General features: G+C 37.2%; 13 protein-coding genes. All 13 read right to left on the reverse strand.

Features of this window, described 5'->3' with window-relative positions:
• The 13 genes from DKL56_RS06540 to purR all read right to left on the reverse strand — a co-directional run bounded on the left by DKL56_RS06540 (window position 1) and on the right by purR (window position 16795).
• Window positions 1–1974 carry a glucose PTS transporter subunit IIA gene (locus DKL56_RS06540; RefSeq protein ID WP_109715816.1) on the reverse strand — a complete coding sequence of 658 codons (1974 nt, stop codon included), beginning with the start codon at window positions 1972–1974 and terminating at the stop codon, window positions 1–3.
• A 109-nt stretch (window positions 1975–2083) separates the two neighbouring features.
• Window positions 2084–2557: a cysteine hydrolase family protein gene (locus DKL56_RS06545; RefSeq protein WP_162542514.1), complete on the reverse strand. Its 474-nt coding sequence runs from the start codon at window positions 2555–2557 to the stop codon at window positions 2084–2086.
• A 100-nt stretch (window positions 2558–2657) separates the two neighbouring features.
• Window positions 2658–3707, reverse strand: coding sequence for a MupG family TIM beta-alpha barrel fold protein (locus DKL56_RS06550; RefSeq protein ID WP_109715818.1), 1050 nt, complete (start codon window positions 3705–3707; stop codon window positions 2658–2660).
• Window positions 3708–3826: 119 nt separating this feature from the next.
• On the reverse strand, window positions 3827–4927 hold the full coding sequence (locus DKL56_RS06555; protein ID WP_109715819.1) for a DUF871 domain-containing protein: 1101 nt from the start codon (window positions 4925–4927) through the stop codon (window positions 3827–3829).
• 26 nt (window positions 4928–4953) lie between these two features.
• The gene (locus DKL56_RS06560; RefSeq protein WP_074425821.1) at window positions 4954–6309 is read right to left on the reverse strand and encodes a PTS sugar transporter subunit IIC; all 1356 of its coding nucleotides are present in this window, start codon (window positions 6307–6309) and stop codon (window positions 4954–4956) included.
• A gap of 296 nt (window positions 6310–6605) precedes the next feature.
• Complete coding sequence (locus tag DKL56_RS06565) at window positions 6606–7940, reverse strand: PTS sugar transporter subunit IIC (RefSeq protein ID WP_109715820.1); 1335 nt, start codon at window positions 7938–7940, stop codon at window positions 6606–6608.
• 138 nt (window positions 7941–8078) lie between these two features.
• Complete coding sequence (locus tag DKL56_RS06570) at window positions 8079–9404, reverse strand: alpha-L-fucosidase (protein ID WP_109715821.1); 1326 nt, start codon at window positions 9402–9404, stop codon at window positions 8079–8081.
• The gene (locus DKL56_RS06575) at window positions 9397–10380 is read right to left on the reverse strand and encodes a LacI family DNA-binding transcriptional regulator (protein WP_109715822.1); all 984 of its coding nucleotides are present in this window, start codon (window positions 10378–10380) and stop codon (window positions 9397–9399) included. Before DKL56_RS06575 ends, DKL56_RS06570 begins: the two co-directional genes overlap by 8 nt.
• Window positions 10381–10382: 2 nt before the next feature.
• The gene (locus DKL56_RS06580) at window positions 10383–11252 is read right to left on the reverse strand and encodes an ROK family protein (protein ID WP_109715823.1); all 870 of its coding nucleotides are present in this window, start codon (window positions 11250–11252) and stop codon (window positions 10383–10385) included.
• Window positions 11253–11268: 16 nt separating this feature from the next.
• A complete protein-coding gene (locus DKL56_RS06585) occupies window positions 11269–12645 on the reverse strand; it encodes a glycoside hydrolase family 1 protein (RefSeq protein WP_204116342.1) in 1377 nt (458 codons plus the stop codon).
• A gap of 161 nt (window positions 12646–12806) precedes the next feature.
• Window positions 12807–14375, reverse strand: coding sequence for an SLAP domain-containing protein (locus tag DKL56_RS06590; protein WP_162542515.1), 1569 nt, complete (start codon window positions 14373–14375; stop codon window positions 12807–12809).
• A gap of 153 nt (window positions 14376–14528) precedes the next feature.
• Window positions 14529–15914 carry a bifunctional UDP-N-acetylglucosamine diphosphorylase/glucosamine-1-phosphate N-acetyltransferase GlmU gene (gene glmU / locus DKL56_RS06595; RefSeq protein WP_109715826.1) on the reverse strand — a complete coding sequence of 462 codons (1386 nt, stop codon included), beginning with the start codon at window positions 15912–15914 and terminating at the stop codon, window positions 14529–14531.
• A 50-nt stretch (window positions 15915–15964) separates the two neighbouring features.
• Window positions 15965–16795 (reverse strand): pur operon repressor, encoded by an 831-nt coding sequence (gene purR / locus DKL56_RS06600; protein ID WP_074425824.1) that lies wholly within the window; start codon window positions 16793–16795, stop codon window positions 15965–15967.
• Window positions 16796–16848 lie beyond the last annotated feature (53 nt).

The following is a 16848-nucleotide window of genomic DNA, read 5'->3' on the forward strand; positions in this document are numbered from 1 at the left end:
CTACTTTGTTGTAACAGTTGTAACAATTTGGTCTGCCTTCACCTGTTTAGTAGAAATAGGACTAATTTGAGCTACATCTTCCATATTATTAACAATGGTCATCACATCTGTAGGCTTATTGGCCGCTTTAACTGCTGCAACATCCATTTTGGCAATTAAGTCTCCTTGTTTTACATGCTGACCACTTTTTACATTAATTTCAAATGTCTCACCTTTAAGTTCAACCGTATCTATTCCAAAATGCAGAACTATTTCGAGTGGTCCTTCTGCTGACTCCATCGTAATCGCATGTTTGGTATCCATTATTGTTAAAATTCGCCCATCAACTGGTGCAACAATCTCATCACTATCTGGAATAACAGCAAAACCATCACCCAACATTTTTTGCGAAAACACATCATCAGGTACGGCAGTTAACGCTTCAAGTTGACCACTAACTGGACTAGCTAAAGATACTGAAACACTATTTTTCACTTCATTTGTTTCCTCAACCTGGTTTGCTAAAGTGCCATCTTCATTTTTGGCTAACATTGCATCTTGAGGAACGCCCCATAAATAAGTTAAAACAAATCCACCAAGGTAAGCTGCTAATAAGCCAATGCAGTAATATAGAGCCTTGTTATTCGCAATTAATGGTATCAGCGCAACTCCTGAGGTACCAATTGCCGTTGATCCTACATTACCAAAAGCACCTAAGACTGCACCACCAATACCACCGCCAAGACAAGCAGTAATAAATGGGCGTCCAAGCGGGAGCGAAACTCCATAAATCAAGGGCTCACCAACACCTAAAATTCCAACTGGCAATGCCCCTTTTATTAACTTAGTTAACGCTTTATTTTTGCGGCATTTAATCCATAAAGCTATTGCCGTACCCACTTGGCCTGCACCAGCCATAGCTAAAATCGGCAGAAGTGGAGTATAGCCCATTTTTTGAATCATTTGAATATGAATCGGCGTCAAAATTTGGTGGATTCCAAAAAGAACCATTGGTAAAAATACTGCACCTAAAATAAAACCGGCAATTGGACCACCAACTTTAAGTACCCAATTAATACTGTTAACTAGTGAATTTGAGATCCAACCCGCAAAAGGCATGACAATAAAGATGGTAGCTAAACCCATTATTAAGAGCGTTAAAAATGGTGTGAAAATAATATCCACAGAATCAGCTATATGCTTGTGGAAAAACTTTTCTACGTAAGAAAGTAGCCATACAGATATTAAAACTCCAATGATACCACCCTGTCCTGCAGCAAGTGGTTTGCCATCAAACACATTCGGAATAGTAACTGGCGGTAATACACCTGGCAACATAATAATTCCACCAATAATGCCTCCTAAACCTGGTGTAGCACCAAATTCTTTAGCAGCATTACTACCAACATAAATGTTTAGATAGGCAAATAAACCAGAAGAAATTACACCTAAAACAGTTATGCCCAGATTCCAGCTTGGTGGCAATATTTTAGCTGTCATCAAGTTTCTCAGCATCCCAGCCACACCAGAAATCAGTCCCGCACCAACAAAGGCAGGAATAAGTGGAATGAAGATAGCAGAAATATGTTGTAAAATTGCTCTCCACCAAGTTTGCTTTAAACTAGCTTTTTGCGCATTATGAACTATTTGTGCTTTTTGCATTACCTCTGATTTATCTTGTTGATATGTCTCGGTACTTGACGAACTTGGTGCGGTAGCTGGGAAAGGATCATTCTCTTTTACACCGGCAGCATCAACCATGCTTTGAGCGACTTTAGTATTCACCCCTGGTCCTAAAACAATTTCTAAAGTTTCACCGTCAACAACTCCAATGACACCATCTATTTTCTTAAGTCCGGCTAAGTTAACCTTATTTCTGTCTCTTATCGAAATTCGTACCCTTGTCATGCAATGATACAGCGATTTAACATTTTCGATTCCACCGATCTGGTCATAAATTTTTTGTCCCAAATCTGTATACTTGTCTATACTCATTTAAGCCTCCTTGCTTAAAAAAATAACTTGCTAGTTACCAAAATATTACTGCTTTTAGAACACAAAAACCACGGAGATACTTTTTCAGTATATCCGTGGCTCACATAAATTATTGAACTAATAAAAATTCATCCGTCGTTAACCGATGAGCACCTAATTTAGTTAATAAGTGATTATAATGATTCGTTACTGGTTTAATAGAAGAATCATATCCGTCCGAAATTAATGTAACTGAGTAGTCGCGACTCAATGCACTCTTTACTGTTGCCTGAACACAGGTATGATTCATTAACCCCACCACAACAACATTTTTAGGATTAAGATCATGTACCTTCTGAGCAAAGTTTGTTTGCGTAAACGGACTTGGTTCGTTCTTAGTGAAAACTGGTGCCGAGCTCTCGACCTTCAACTTAGAAGAAAAGTCACCAAGGTTTTCCTGCTTGACGTAAATAACTGGATCATTATTTTCTTCAAACTTTTTAATGACACGGTTAATCCGTTCAAGCAATTTTGCCTTCTTGCTCGAAAAGTGCATCGCTTGTTCCTGAACATCAACTACTAACAATAAATTATCGGCTGACATAATTATCCTCTCAACTAAAAACATTTCTTTGAAACCGTTTTTATTATAACGCTATATTGTTGGTATTCAACCTAAACTTTATTACTCGCTGTAAGATAAATTACTCATCCGATGTAAAGAATAGCTTTTTACCCGCTTCTATTTGATTTAATAATGGCAAATCTTCTTGTATCACCTGCGCTAAAACGTTAACCCGTTTATCAGCTGGCAAATCACATTTTGTGATTTGTAACTCACCTTGATAACGCATATATAAGCTATTATCACAGGTAATCGATCCTTTAGGACGTGCCAGAGCTTCGCTATTAGGAGTTGTTCCAAAGAGCTGCCGTTCACGTCCTTCAGCTAAACGAATAACTTTTTCTGCACAATCCCTTCGATTGTGCCATTCGTGACTAAATAGCTCTGGTACATCTTTGTTTATTCGCAACGTAATTGCATTCTCTTTAATGTAGTTTTTAAAGCTTCTCAGTGATGCCTGAGATAAGTCAGCATCACCGATAAAAACGTGATCACAGCCGAGCTCTTTCAATTCAAGCATCGCTGCCAATGGATTTTCTTTTCGTTGCTGTTCTACTGTCGGCAAGCCCTCATTAATTGGACCTCTCTTTTTTGCGTCTCCCGCAACAAAAGCCATCGTCTGCAAGTTCATTTCATGCAGCCAAACATTTTTGGCAGCTAACCAATTTGTGGATAAACCAGTCTCTGGTCGTGGATAATAATTATGCCAAGCTTGTAAATGGGTAAAGTCAGCACAATAACTTCGCAATGCAGTAACATCCTCTTTTTCAATCGTGCTTGCATTTAGTGCTATCGGCATCTCTTTTGATAGCTTTGCAATTGTGCTGTAATCAACTCCTGAATCTATCCTTAATCCTGTTAAATGCAACTTTTTAACCTGATCAATATCGGTAATTGCTACACCTAATTTCTCTAAGCCAGCCTTAGAAACATCCGCAATTAAATCTATATCCAAATTACTACACCACTTAGTTAATTCCCCTAAGCGCTTTAAAACTAGTCTATCATCATCTTCAGGAATATTTAGAGAAGTAAAAATTGTCGTTAAACCAGCATTACGCATTGCCAATAAGTAGTTATAATCAGCGGCTGTTAGGTCATGATCCAGATAAATTGAAAATCCAAGCATTTTTTCTCTTTCCTTCATAAAAAACTGTTATTTTTATTATACTATTTTTTTGAAAGCGATATCAAAGCAAAAAAGCTATAGGTTAAACCTATAGCCTTTTCTTTTGCAGAAAACTAGTTTTAGTTATTTTCTTCAAGTACAAATGTACTCCATGGTTCCACTAGATCAAGTAAATCAAGATCATCCTTTCTCAAGTGGCCAACCAGATTACGCCTACCATCATTTTCAAATGGAGTTAAAACAATTTGTAACTCGCCCTTATAGCGAGGATACTTGTCATTTACAACTACAACATCGCCAAAATCAAAGATAGACTTTTCATTATTATGAGCAGGAATGTCCTCATCGGAATAAACCACACGTGGCATTGTGTCACGTAATAAGTATTCAGAGGCGTCACCACGGTATAGATGCTTATCTTTTAAACAAATTGTTTGTTCAATTGGTAGAACACCTTCTTCAAAATCAATTCCTAAAACTGGAAATGGACTATTGAAGGCTTCAGCAGCTGCGGCAAGTTCTTCCTCACTAGCAAACGCATTACCAATGACAATGTCATCAATCATTTTGCTTAAGCGTAAGTGTGTCACTTGGCTAGCAATGTTTCTTTGACGATCACTTTCAATTGTTGGTAAGCCTTCATGAACAGGCCATGGACCAAATTGTGCATTCTTTGAAGAAATAAATGCAGCGGTGTGTAAACCATACTCACGATATTTAAGTGAATATTCCATAAAAATATCTTCACTCAAACCAGTATATTCCTGTGGATAGAAATTATGACACCCAATTAAGTTATCAGGCTCTGGATCATAAGACATAATGCTATCAAGGTAATTCGTACCACGACTCATATTAAGCTCAATCTTTAATCCGTATGGATTATGAGTCATTGCTGCTTCTTCCATCCCGCTGAAGCCTTCGTCTAAGCGCAGGCCCCAAACGCCTAAGTCATGGAAAAAGACTAAATTATTGTAGTCAATGTTTAATTCCTTGAATAAGCCTGGATTAATATCAACAACAGTCGTAAAGCCTAGCTTATTTGCATAAGCAACATCTTTTTTCAACTTAGCTAATAAATCTTCACCATCATCGCTCTTTAACTGCAATAGCGATGTAAAAATGCGCTTATAACCATATTTATGAGCCAAATCCATATACTTTTGATCTTGTTCAAAAGTACTTTGCTCTGGATAAAGTGATATACCTAATTGCTTCATAATTTTTATTACTCCTTAAACTAGGACTATTCTGCTTCAGGTTTCATATTGTTAGCAGCGATAACGAATGGTACATAGATAAAGAAACCTATAACCATGTTAACAGCCTGTAACACAATTGAACGCCAATCCATTGTTCCTAAAAATGCGTTGAGGAATGGTGGCATTGCCCAAGTTATTTGTGCTCTAACTGGGTTAACCAAGCCAAACTTCAAAGCAGCATATGAAATTGAAACCATAACTAATGGTGCAAGAACAAATGGAATGAAGTAGATTGGATTCAAAACAACAGGCATACCAAACATTACAGGTTCGTTAATGTTGAAGATACCAGGAACTAATGAAACTTTTGCGACAGCACGTTGATCTTCACGTTTTGAGAAAATCAAGATTGCTAATAGCAATAGTAAGGTGGAACCTGCACCACCAATCCAAACATAAAGATCAAAGTCTGTTCTTGTCCACATGTAAGGTAATGTTTTACCGTTGTGGTAGGCATTAACGTTAGCAATCAACGCAGTAGTCCAAATACTTTCGGTAACTGGTGCAAGAACGTTGGTACCGTGAATACCGAAGAACCAGAATAATTGAACCAAGAAGGTAATCAATAATACTGACCAGTAACCTTGACTGACTTTCATCAAAGGCTCTTGAATTGTCTTTGAGATAAAGTCAATAACAGTTGTGTTGTTGAGTTGGAATAGATAGTTAATAATACCGACAACATACAAACCTGCAACAGCAGGAATAATTCCAGTAAATGCGTTAGAAACTGCTGGTGGAACACTAGCAGGCATCTTGATTGTAATATGTTTCTTCATCAACATGATGTATACGGCAATAGCAATACCGCCCATGATCATTACTGTGAAGAAACCGTAAGCACCAAAGTACTTGTTAAAGTTGAAGTAACCCCATGCACTAACGTTTTTACCAGCTACAGCTGCACCAGCGTCAGTGATAGCTTTAACATCTCCCTTTGTTAAAGCAGCTTTTAAATCAAGTGAGAAGCTCTGTGGCAGTCCCATGATAAAAGTACCTAAGGTAACTAAACCACCAGCAATTGGTTCAACTTTGTATTGAACACACATTTGGTAACCAAATGTAAATGCAAATAGCAAACCTAGAACAGCGGTTGTACCTGTCCAGACTAATGCATTAATGGCAATTAGCCATTGCATTGAATTTACAAAGCCGGTCCAGCCGAATTGATTTGGTAGATCTCTTACTAACGCATTAATAACATTAGCTACAGAACCTGCCATAATCAATGGCATGATAGAAATGAAAGCATCACGCAAGGCTACAAGCCAACGAACCGAACCTATCTTTGCAGCAACGGGAACGACATGCTTATTTAACCAGTTAATTAAAGCATTCATTTTAATTTCCTCCTACTATTTTTAACTACACTTGTATTATACCATAGTAGATGAAATCGCTTTAGAAAAAGTAAAAAAAAACGCATTAAATAATAGCATTTAACAAGGTCTCTGTATAGTTTTATATGTATAAAACCATAAATACTAGCTTTTAATTTCGGAAAACAGCTTATTCAGAATTATTAAATAACAGTATTATACGAAAAACATTATCATTTTTTGCCTTTCATAATTTTTAATAATACCAAAAAAGGACTAATTAAAAATTAGTCCTTTAGTTATTTTCATAACTGTTACTAGCTTTGTTTTTCTTCTAACTTGGCACCTTTATTACTTGCCAAAACAAATGGTAAATATAGGAAAATATCCAAAATGAACAGTAAGAGTGAGAGGATCGTTGCTGGTATATCTCCTGCGGTTGTCACCCATGTAGTTAAAATAGGAGGAATTGTCCAAGCAGGAATAACAACGCTTTTTGCCACTACCCCTAATAAGGTTAGCGGATATGCAATTGCAAGGTTAATCAGTGGAACAAAGATAAATGGAATTACAAAGTAAGGATTCATTACAATTGGAATCCCAAACATAATTGGTTCAGAAACGTTAAAGATACTTGGAAGCAAGCCTAATTTGGCTACATCACGATATTCCTTACGCTTGGAAGCAATAAAGATTGCTATTAAGAACGGCAAAATTGCACCGGTTCCGCCAAACAAAGTGTACATACCAATCCAAGGATTCGTAACGATATTCGGAACGGCTTTGTGGGCAGCAAAGGCAGCCATATTTTGCTGAATTGCTGCTATCATTGGTGGAGAGGTCACCGATGCAACGATATTCTGTCCGTGCAAACCAAAGAACCACAAGAACTGTGTCACAAACTGAATAACGAAGCAACCAATCCATGACTCCATTGCTGCTTGCAAAGGTTGGGAAATTACTGCTTGAACTAAGTCGGTTATTCCTTGGTGGAAAATTTGGACATAAGCAAAAGTAATAACCGCAAAAACGATAACTACAAGTGACTCAGGTATCAGCGAATTAAAAGACTGCGCAACTGCAGGCGGTACACCGTCTGGCATTTTAATTCTTAACTTTTTCGCTTTGTAGAAAAACAACAATAGTTCTGTGCTTAGAACTGCCGCAATCAGGCCCACAAACATCCCACCAGATGAAGTTAGAGATTGTGCGTAGACCCCAGCAACTGTGACTGTTTTGACCGTACCAGTTATCATTGCAGGATTATTCAACGGAAACATAATTAAGGCAGTAGCTACACTTAAGATTCCCGCATGAATTGGACTAATATCGTTCGTACCAATTCTACCGTCAGCAATATAAGAATTAAGCAACCGGTAGCCAATTATAAACGTTACAAATATGGTCATAAAGCCCATAGTACCGTTGTTTACCATCGTTCCCATTTCAGTCAATTTAGCTGCATAAGGAAATGCCTTTAAAACCGCAGGTTGATTTAGAACTAGCGAGTTTAATAATAGGAAAAGCGAGTTAACCATAATTATTGGCGTAATGTCAACAAAGGCATCTCGAATAGCCACTAAATGTCGCTGATTACCAATTTTATTTGCTAAAGGTAAAACAAGCTTATTAATTTTTTCAGAAATATTCATTTTTACTCCCTTAACTATTTTTGAAATTTCTAACTTAAAGGATTCAATTATTGAAACGTTTCAATAACACTATTATACAATGTTTTTGGAAACGTTTCAATATAAAAATGAAAGCTTTTACAGATTACTTTAGTTTAATTACTTACCCGCTTTTAGTTTTAATACTCCAAAAGGAAATGCAGTTTCTGGCAAAGTGATCCTAGAACCAGAAGACTGGATGTTTCCTTTTGTTTCTAAGTTCTCAACAGATTTATAAGAAAAAGCTAAATCAGCAAGAGATTTTTGTTCACCACCCTGTTGTTGCTCGTAAAACAGATAGTGATTACCATCTTTCTTAGTTAGATATAGCTGATTTTTTGCATAATCGGGACACCCACGTGTACTATAGACCGCTTCCCCAAACACTTTTAGCCATTCACCCAGTTGCTTCATTAGAGCTAGTGCGGGTTCTGGTAAGGTCCCATCTGGCTTAGGCCCAACACCTAAAATCACATTCCCGCCTAAGCTAATAATCTTTACGATACTACTTAAAATTTCGTCAAAGCTCTTATACTGGTCGTTAGGAACATAGCCCCAGTTTTTGGCCAAAGTAAGATTGCTTTCCCAAACTTTTTTCGGTGGTACTGTTGGAATTTTTTGCTCCGGGGTAACATAATTTTCATATTTCCCACCAATTGTTCGATCAACAATTAAAGTATCTGGCTTAATCTGCCAAATCTTTTGTGCAATTTCATCCATTGGTAGTTGCTCATGATGCATACTATTAACCCAACCAGCATCAAGCCATAAAATATCAATTGGACCATAATTTTGACAAATTTCTAATAGCTGATTTTCAACGAACTGCTGAAATTGATGCCACAATTCTGGTTTCTCTTCAGGGTCGTAACTAGCATATCGACCTTGCGGGTCTGAATTAGGCTCCCAATAAAAAGGACTATGCCAGTCAGCCTTGGAATAATATGCACCTGTCGCAATCCCTTCTTTGCGAAATGCATTATTCACATACTTTAAAAGATCGGCTTGTGGATTAGTATGAAACGCAGAATCTGCTGCCGTTATTTTGTAGTCACTATAGCTTGTGTCGTACATATTAAAGCCATCGTGGTGCTTAGTTGTAAATAACATATACTTAAAACCCGCATCTTTAGCTGCTTTTGCCCAATCATTCGGATTAAATTTAACTGGATTGAATTCCCTATTCAAATTCCAGTAGTCATGCCTTAATGTGGTTAAATCTGATCTCCAAGCACCATGCTTGCGAGCCCAGTCATCTTCTTTAGATAATTGCCACGATTCAACTATTCCTGCTTGTGAATATAGGCCCCAGTGAAAAATAATGCCAAGCTTTTGATCTTGGAACCACTCAAGCTTGTCAATAATTTCAGTTGGCAAATCCTGATAGGCTTCTTGCTGAGTTGCTTTGTTTTCAATAATATCCTGTCGTTTCTTGTTTTCACTCATTTTCTAGCTCCTTTTGCCAAAAAATCTTATCCTGAATAAATACTTGCTTATTCACTTCTTGATTGTCGAGAAGTTTTAAAGTTGAGTCTGCCACTTTTTCCGCAATTTTATCCACAGGCTGCTTAATTAATGTAATCGGTAGCTTCATGTTTTGGAGTAGGTGAGAGTAACCAAATCCAGCAACTGCAATCTGTGTTCCAACTTCCATGCCAGCATCACGAATTCCTTCTACAACTTGAATTGCATTCGTATAATTGGTAACAAAAATCGAATCAAAGCCGTTTTTTATTAGCTCGGATACAGCTTCATACGCTTCAGTAGTTCCATAGTCAACATAAATTATTTGATCAGATGAAATTTTAACTGACATTTTTTTACATGCCGCATTAATTCCTGCTAATCGTTGTTGAAGTACATAATCGCTTTCAGTTGGAATGATGAATGCTGTTTTCTTTCGCTTTTTCAACATTCGTTCCACAACTTCTTGAGACGCTTGTTGATCGGCACTCAATATTTCTGGAACTGATTTGTCTGCTAAAGATGCTTCAACTGAGATTACAGGAATCCCAACCTGACCTACTTCTTGAAATGCATCCCACTTAGTTTCAGCTTTCAAAATAATTAATGCATCTACTGACCGTTCAATCAGTTTTTTCAGCTTGTATTCAAAAGTTTCCTTGTCGTTTCGGTGACTAGTTAAAAGCAAAAAGTAACCAGCCTGATCAAATAGTTGTTCTAATGCTGCCAGCAGCTGAGAGCTATAAAAGTTATCCATATTATCAACTAAGATCCCAATTGAAAATGATTTATTCATCTTCAGCGCTTTTGCCGTTTGATTTGGGATATAATGCAGTTCTTTGATTGCTTGCTGAATCTTTTCCTCATTTGCTTTTTTTAAATGAACACCATTCAAATAGCGTGAAATAGACCCAACAGACACACCTGACTTATTGGCAATATCTTTAATCGTGACCATTTTTACCTCTTTTTTTGTTTTTCAATAAAATTATAGGCTGCACCATATAAATTAGCGTCATTATGGTATTGACACGTTTCAACAACAGGCATGATCTTTTCAACTTTCTTTTCCACAAGTTGTGCCTTTAGACGCTTGGCTACTTCAGCACTAAAACTGCTACGCGCTGAAACACCACCACCGATAATAATTGCATCAAAATCGAACGAAACTTGAATGTTATAAAGTCCCATAGCTAAACAGTCATACACTTCGTCAATCAGCTCATTTGCCAACTTATCACCTTGATCAGCCAATAAAAACAGTTTTTCTCCATCTACATCATCGGCTTCTGTTTGAGCAACATACTTGGCTGCTGCCTTAACAATTGTTGCTTGCATACTCAAGATTGAACCATCAGCAGTCGACATTAAACCAAACTCGCCTCCAAACAGATGACTACCTTTGTATAATTTTCTATTTATAAAAACTGCACCACCGACACCAGTACCAACTACAACAAAAGCTACATTGGTAAAGTTTTTACCTGCACCAATATTAACTTCGCAAATGCCAGCACAATTAGCATCATTCTCAATAGTTACTGGCAGCCCAAATTCTGCTTCAAGCTCATGAAAAATTGGCCGATTATGAATATAGGGTACTGAACTGATACCATCAATTTCACCCCTTGTGTCATCAACTGCTCCTGGAGCACTGATAGCAATCCCATCTATATCCAGTAGTGTATCAAGATAGCGATGCATCTGTTTTACCAGTCCTTTGAATGTTTTAGGTGTTTCATACTTTTTTTGACACGTAATGTTATAATCGTCACCGAAATATCCACATTTAAGATTGGTGCCACCAATATCGAAAACCGCTAATTTCATTTTTCTCTCCTAGTATTTAGTCCAAGTACCTACCATTACTTTGAATTACTTTTTTAAACCACCAGTAACTTTTTTTAGGAATCCGTTTGAGATCAAGGACTTCTTTGTTAGTACGATTAACATAAACCATGCCATATCTCTTATCCATGTTGCCTGAAGAACTTGGTATATCAATAAGTCCCCAAACTAAGTAGCCAATAATGTCGACACCATCGATGTACATTGCGTCTTTTAATGCTTGAATATGTTCTTTGTGATATCTAATCCGAAGGTCATCATCAATTTCTTTTCCGTGGTAGTTCTCTCTAATTCCTATTCCATTTTCAATCGGAAACATTGGCAGTTGATACTGATTATACGTCTTGGTTAAAATGTCTCTAAAGCCAGTAGGATCAATTGACCAGCCCCACTCGTTTACTTGCAAAAATGGATTTTCTTTACCGCCATATTGAAGGTAATAATTTGGCGCAGTTTTGTCTGGAATCAAACTACTACTAATTGTTGCACTTTGATAGTAACTAAAAGCAATATAATCACTTTTCATTTTACTAATCTCTTTAAGGTCTTCAGGTAAAACATCCACATTAAGATTATTATTTTTAACAAAACTAATCACTTCGTTTGAGTAATGTCCAAAAACAAACGCATCTAACAAATTTTTGTTAAAGAACTCATCTAATTGACGTGCATACAAAACATCTTTGGGAAGTGCAGAAACAGGATAAACTTCACTGTAGGCGAGCATGCCCCCAATTTTACAGTCCGTTGTTTGATGTAAGTAAGCAGCAATTCTAGCGTGAGCTAGCATCAAGTGGTGACTAATGGTATAAATATCCGTCAGCGTTTCTTCTTCTTTTAGTGAGCCTGCAATTTTCGCTGCACCAGGCATAAAATAAAGGTTTTGTTCATTAAAAGTAATCCAGTATTTAACACGGTCACCAAACAAGTCGATCATCTTTTTACCGTATCGAACGAAAGCGTCAACTACATACCTACTACTGAAGCCATTATATTTCTTAGCTAGATTTAGTGGCATGTCAAAATGATAGAGGCAAATCATTGGTTGAATTTTTCTTTTTAACAGTTCATCGATTAGATCCGAGTAAAACTTAATTCCCTCTGGGTTGAAATCACCGTCACCCGTTGGGTTTACTCTACTCCATGATATTTGAAAACGATAGCAATTAATTCCCTGATCAGCCATCAAATCTAAATCAGCTGGATATCGATGGTACTCATCAATTGCTTCATCCCATACTGATGAGCCATCTTCTGATCGATAGTTTGCATAAACAGAGTCGCCTTTTCCACCTTCATGGACCGCACCTTCCGTCTGCATGCTTGAAGTTGAATTACCCCACATAAAATTATCAGGTAACGCTTGATTATTCATTTTCATACCTCACTCAATATTTTTGAAACGTTTCAATATATTATAGTAAAACATCTTTATTAAGTAAAGCTTCTTGCCACTTAACTGACATATTAGTAAGCTATCTTTGACAATAAAAAATGCCACCAAATATTTGGTGGCATTTGATATAAACGCATTAACTATTTGTTTGTAGTTGCGTAATCAGTAATGTTCAAAGTTTGTTGGAAACCATTTGCACTAGTGATTGTTAGAACAGTGTTGTTGTTGCTAAATTGAATTGCTGATTTGTCCACACCATTTGCTGTAGCAGCAAGTTGAACAATTTGATCAGCTTCACTAATACTTAAGTTCTTTAAGTCGTTAACTACAACTTTTTTGCCGTTAAGAGCATTTTTAGCAGAAGTTATTTTGCTTAAAGTATCATTTACCTGTGCAACAGTTGAAATTGCAGTATTAACTTGTGTACCAGTTGCAATAGCTGCATCGTAGGCATCACGTAATGACTTAGCTGAAAGCTTATATGCATCGCTAGCCTTAACAGCTGCTGCTTGACCTAAAGCATCTTGTAGTGGCTTCTTGTCTGTATCAGTAGCAGTAACGGTCTGACTTTTAGCAGTTTCTGGTGTGTTAACTGGAGTAAGTTTATGTCCACTTACAGTGTTAACATCACTCTCTTTAATAAAACCATTCTTATCACTTTGTAATTTATAGAACAAAACAGCCTTGCTTTCAGATTGAACCCAAATATAACGCAGTTCATTTACACGAGCAACATGTCCTTTAGCAAAGGTCTTTGTTGGCTGAGCAACACCCTTTTCATCATAAACATTAGTGTCACGCGCAATAGTAGCAAAAGTTTCATTCTGATTGTCTACTGGCTTTTCATTTGCGGGTTTTAATTGCTTACCGGTGATTACACCAACATTGCTCTTCTTAACCCATTGATTTTCACCAGGATATTTACTATCGCTAATACGATAGTATAATTTTCCGTCAATATACTGTAATTTATCTACTTGAACTTGTTGCCCCTTCTTAAGCAAAGTCTTGCTTGCATTACCTTGATCATCGTAGATATATGCATTATGGTTCAAAGTAATTACAGTAGGATCATTTTGGTTATCGCTTGGCGTATTGTCCTCGTTGACTGGTTTTAAACTTGCACCAGATAATTTGCCAACATTAGCTGCCTTGACAAATTGATTAGATTGGCCACTGATGCGGTAGTAGAGCTTATTACCAATGTAAATTGCTTGATCAAAGGTAACTATTTGACCCTTCTTGATCTTCTTCTTGTCAGTTTTGCCCTTAGCATCGTAAATGTAAGCATTGTGCTTAATCTTAGCACTTGCAGTAGAAGTGGTTGCGTTAGCTTTGGTAACCTTCTTACCGTCAACATAGCCAACATTAGCTGCTTTGACAAAAGCACCACCACCAATATCGTAAAATTCAATATCATCGATTAGCACTTTGTCTTTATATTTAAGAGTAATGCCTTTACCTATGGTGGTGTTCTTTGAACTTCCCATATAAGTCTTTAGACGCTTACCGTCTTTATCATATACATAAGAATTGTGGCTTAATTTAATTGTGCCCTTCTTTGAAGTATTTTTCTTAGTAGAAGAAGTCTTTTTTGCTGTAGATTTATGAGCTGCTTGCACCACTGCAGTTTGACTCGCACTCAATACTGGACTAACACCAATAAGTGCAGCTGTTGATACCATCATTAATTTATGACTTAGTTTCATTTGTTTATTACACCTCATTAAAAAACTATTTTAATATATTTATTGTATACCGAAAATGCAATTAAACCAATCAAGATGGTAACATCTTACCTTTTCTTAATACTATTTAATTACATTTGTGTTGTCTTCTAAATTTAATCCTGAAAAACAGGTTTACTCCCAATTTTCATCTTTTGATAACGGTAACTTGTGCCAATAGTCGGGCTTATTCACCTGACGTCCACGTGCAATCGCCATATCATACTTGTTTACATCCTTGGTAATAGTTGAGTCAGCAGCAACAAAGGCGTGATCTGAAATATTTACCGGTGCGATTAAAGTGGCTCCTGAGCCAATGAAGGCACGGTCACCGACATTAATATGATCCTTTTTTATACCATCATAATTAGCAAAGATTGTGCCACAACCGACATTAATGTCTTTACCCAAAGTTGCATCCCCAACATAAGTCAAGTGACCAACCTTAGAGTTCTCGCCAATTTCGGCATTCTTAACTTCAACAAAGTTACCGATATGTGCACCCTTCTTAATGATTGAATTAGGCCGCAAATGCGAATTTGGTCCAATATCAGTGTTTTCAAACATTTGTGAGTTCTCAATTGTTGATGAAGTAACTGTTACATGGTCGCCAATAGATGAGTCAACAATCCGTGAGCCAGAAGTAATCAAGCAATCACTGCCAATTTCTGTCTTGCCCTTAATGACAACATTGCCTTCAATAACTGTATCCGAACCAATTTTCACGTCTGAATCAATATAAGCTGTATCAGGATCAATAAAGGTAACGCCATTGCACATGTGCTTTTCATTAATCCGCTTTTGCATGATTTTACTTGCTTGCGCGAGCGCAACACGGTCGTTAACACCGATGCTCTCACTAAAATCACGCATGCGATATGCTCCAATTCGTTGACCTTCATTGCGCAAAATTTCCAGAACATCAGTCAGATAATATTCACCTTGTGCATTTTGATTATTAACATGTTTCAGTGCTTCAAACAGCAATTTATTATCGAAACAAAAAACACCTGTATTAATTTCTTTGGTCTTCAATTCCTCAGGACTGCCATCTTTTTGTTCAACAATTCTTAAGACGTTATCTTGATCGTCACGGATAATTCTACCGTAGCCGTATGGGTTAGGTGCTTGCGCAGTTAAAACAGTAGCTGCATTACCTTTAGTTTGATGGTAATCAAACAATTTTTTAAAGGTTTCACTAGTAAACAATGGCGTATCACCAGTAATAACTAAAGTGGCACCATCTTTTCCTGCTAACTCTTTTTCTGCAGTTAAAACGGCGTCACCCGTTCCCAACTGCTTTTTCTGCAGTGCAAATTCTGATTTTCCACCTAGTACCTTTTTAACATCTTCTGCACCTGTGCCAACAACAGTTACAATCTTATCAGGTTCGATTCCTTGTGCAGCCTCAACAACGTGTTCAACCATTGTTTTTCCACACACTTGATGTAAAACCTTGTATAGCTGAGATTTCATTCTTGTACCCTTGCCAGCAGCAAGAACAATAACAAATTTTTTCAATGTTTTTTAGCCTCTTCTAATTTTGGATTTTGCCCTACTTTTATTTCAAACTAAAAGCGATCATAATCGGTATGTGCGATTATGGTTCCTGGCTCAGCAATAATGACTTTCTTTTTACCGTCTACACGCTTAATTTTAACTAATGAAAGGTGACCTTCAATTAGCTTTTCATCTTCAAAATCAGCTTCACATAAAACACAGATACCAGCAATATTGCTATCGAATTCTCTAACTAGTTGCTGCATACCGGTCAAAGTACCACCGGCCATCATAAAGTCGTCTACTAGCAAAACATTAGAGTGTTCATTTAAAACCCTTGTAGGTAATTCCATCTTGGACACACGATCAAGCGAAGAAGAAATGTAGTTAACAGAAACCGTTGCGCCTTCAGTCACCTTTGAACGTTTGCGTGCAATAATAAATGGTACGTTTAAATGGCGCGCAACAGCTTGAGCTAGTGAAATACCCTTGGTTTCAATTGTCATTACCACATCAATTTTGGAATATGCATAACGTGTAGCAATCAGCTTACCAATTTTTTCAAGGTCTTGCGGATTTCCTAAAATATCAGAAAGATAAACGAAGCCGCCCGCTAATATCCGATCCGGGTCCTCAATTCTTGCAGCTAAATCAGTTAAATAATTTTGCGCATGTTTTTTACCCCAAAAAGGAACGTAACGGACACCTCCTGAAGCACCCGCAACAGTTTCTAAGATACCATCCTGATTATTAGCTAAAGTATGCTTTAAGATTGCCAAATCTTCTGAAATAGATGACTTAGCAGCTCCATAACGCTTAGCGAAAAATGGTAATGGTATCAAGTCATGTGGGCGTTCCATTAAATATTTAGTCATATCGACCAATCTCTCTGAACGTTTCATAAAATCCCCTCTCTAATGTTTGTCTTTTGCCTGCTTCTACTATACACTGAACG

Source organism: Lactobacillus apis (genome assembly GCF_003150935.1).
Lineage (GTDB): Bacteria > Bacillota > Bacilli > Lactobacillales > Lactobacillaceae > Lactobacillus > Lactobacillus apis.

Coding starts and splice junctions, on each gene's coding strand:
- DKL56_RS06540 (WP_109715816.1), bottom strand. CDS start 1,974: ATGAGTATAGACAAGTATACAGATTTGGGACAAAAAATTTATGACCAG.
- DKL56_RS06545 (WP_162542514.1), bottom strand. CDS start 2,557: ATGTCAGCCGATAATTTATTGTTAGTAGTTGATGTTCAGGAACAAGCG.
- DKL56_RS06550 (WP_109715818.1), bottom strand. CDS start 3,707: ATGCTTGGATTTTCAATTTATCTGGATCATGACCTAACAGCCGCTGAT.
- DKL56_RS06555 (WP_109715819.1), bottom strand. CDS start 4,927: ATGAAGCAATTAGGTATATCACTTTATCCAGAGCAAAGTACTTTTGAA.
- DKL56_RS06560 (WP_074425821.1), bottom strand. CDS start 6,309: ATGAATGCTTTAATTAACTGGTTAAATAAGCATGTCGTTCCCGTTGCT.
- DKL56_RS06565 (WP_109715820.1), bottom strand. CDS start 7,940: ATGAATATTTCTGAAAAAATTAATAAGCTTGTTTTACCTTTAGCAAAT.
- DKL56_RS06570 (WP_109715821.1), bottom strand. CDS start 9,404: ATGAGTGAAAACAAGAAACGACAGGATATTATTGAAAACAAAGCAACT.
- DKL56_RS06575 (WP_109715822.1), bottom strand. CDS start 10,380: ATGGTCACGATTAAAGATATTGCCAATAAGTCAGGTGTGTCTGTTGGG.
- DKL56_RS06580 (WP_109715823.1), bottom strand. CDS start 11,252: ATGAAATTAGCGGTTTTCGATATTGGTGGCACCAATCTTAAATGTGGA.
- DKL56_RS06585 (WP_204116342.1), bottom strand. CDS start 12,645: ATGAATAATCAAGCGTTACCTGATAATTTTATGTGGGGTAATTCAACT.
- DKL56_RS06590 (WP_162542515.1), bottom strand. CDS start 14,375: ATGAAACTAAGTCATAAATTAATGATGGTATCAACAGCTGCACTTATT.
- purR (WP_074425824.1), bottom strand. CDS start 16,795: ATGAAACGTTCAGAGAGATTGGTCGATATGACTAAATATTTAATGGAA.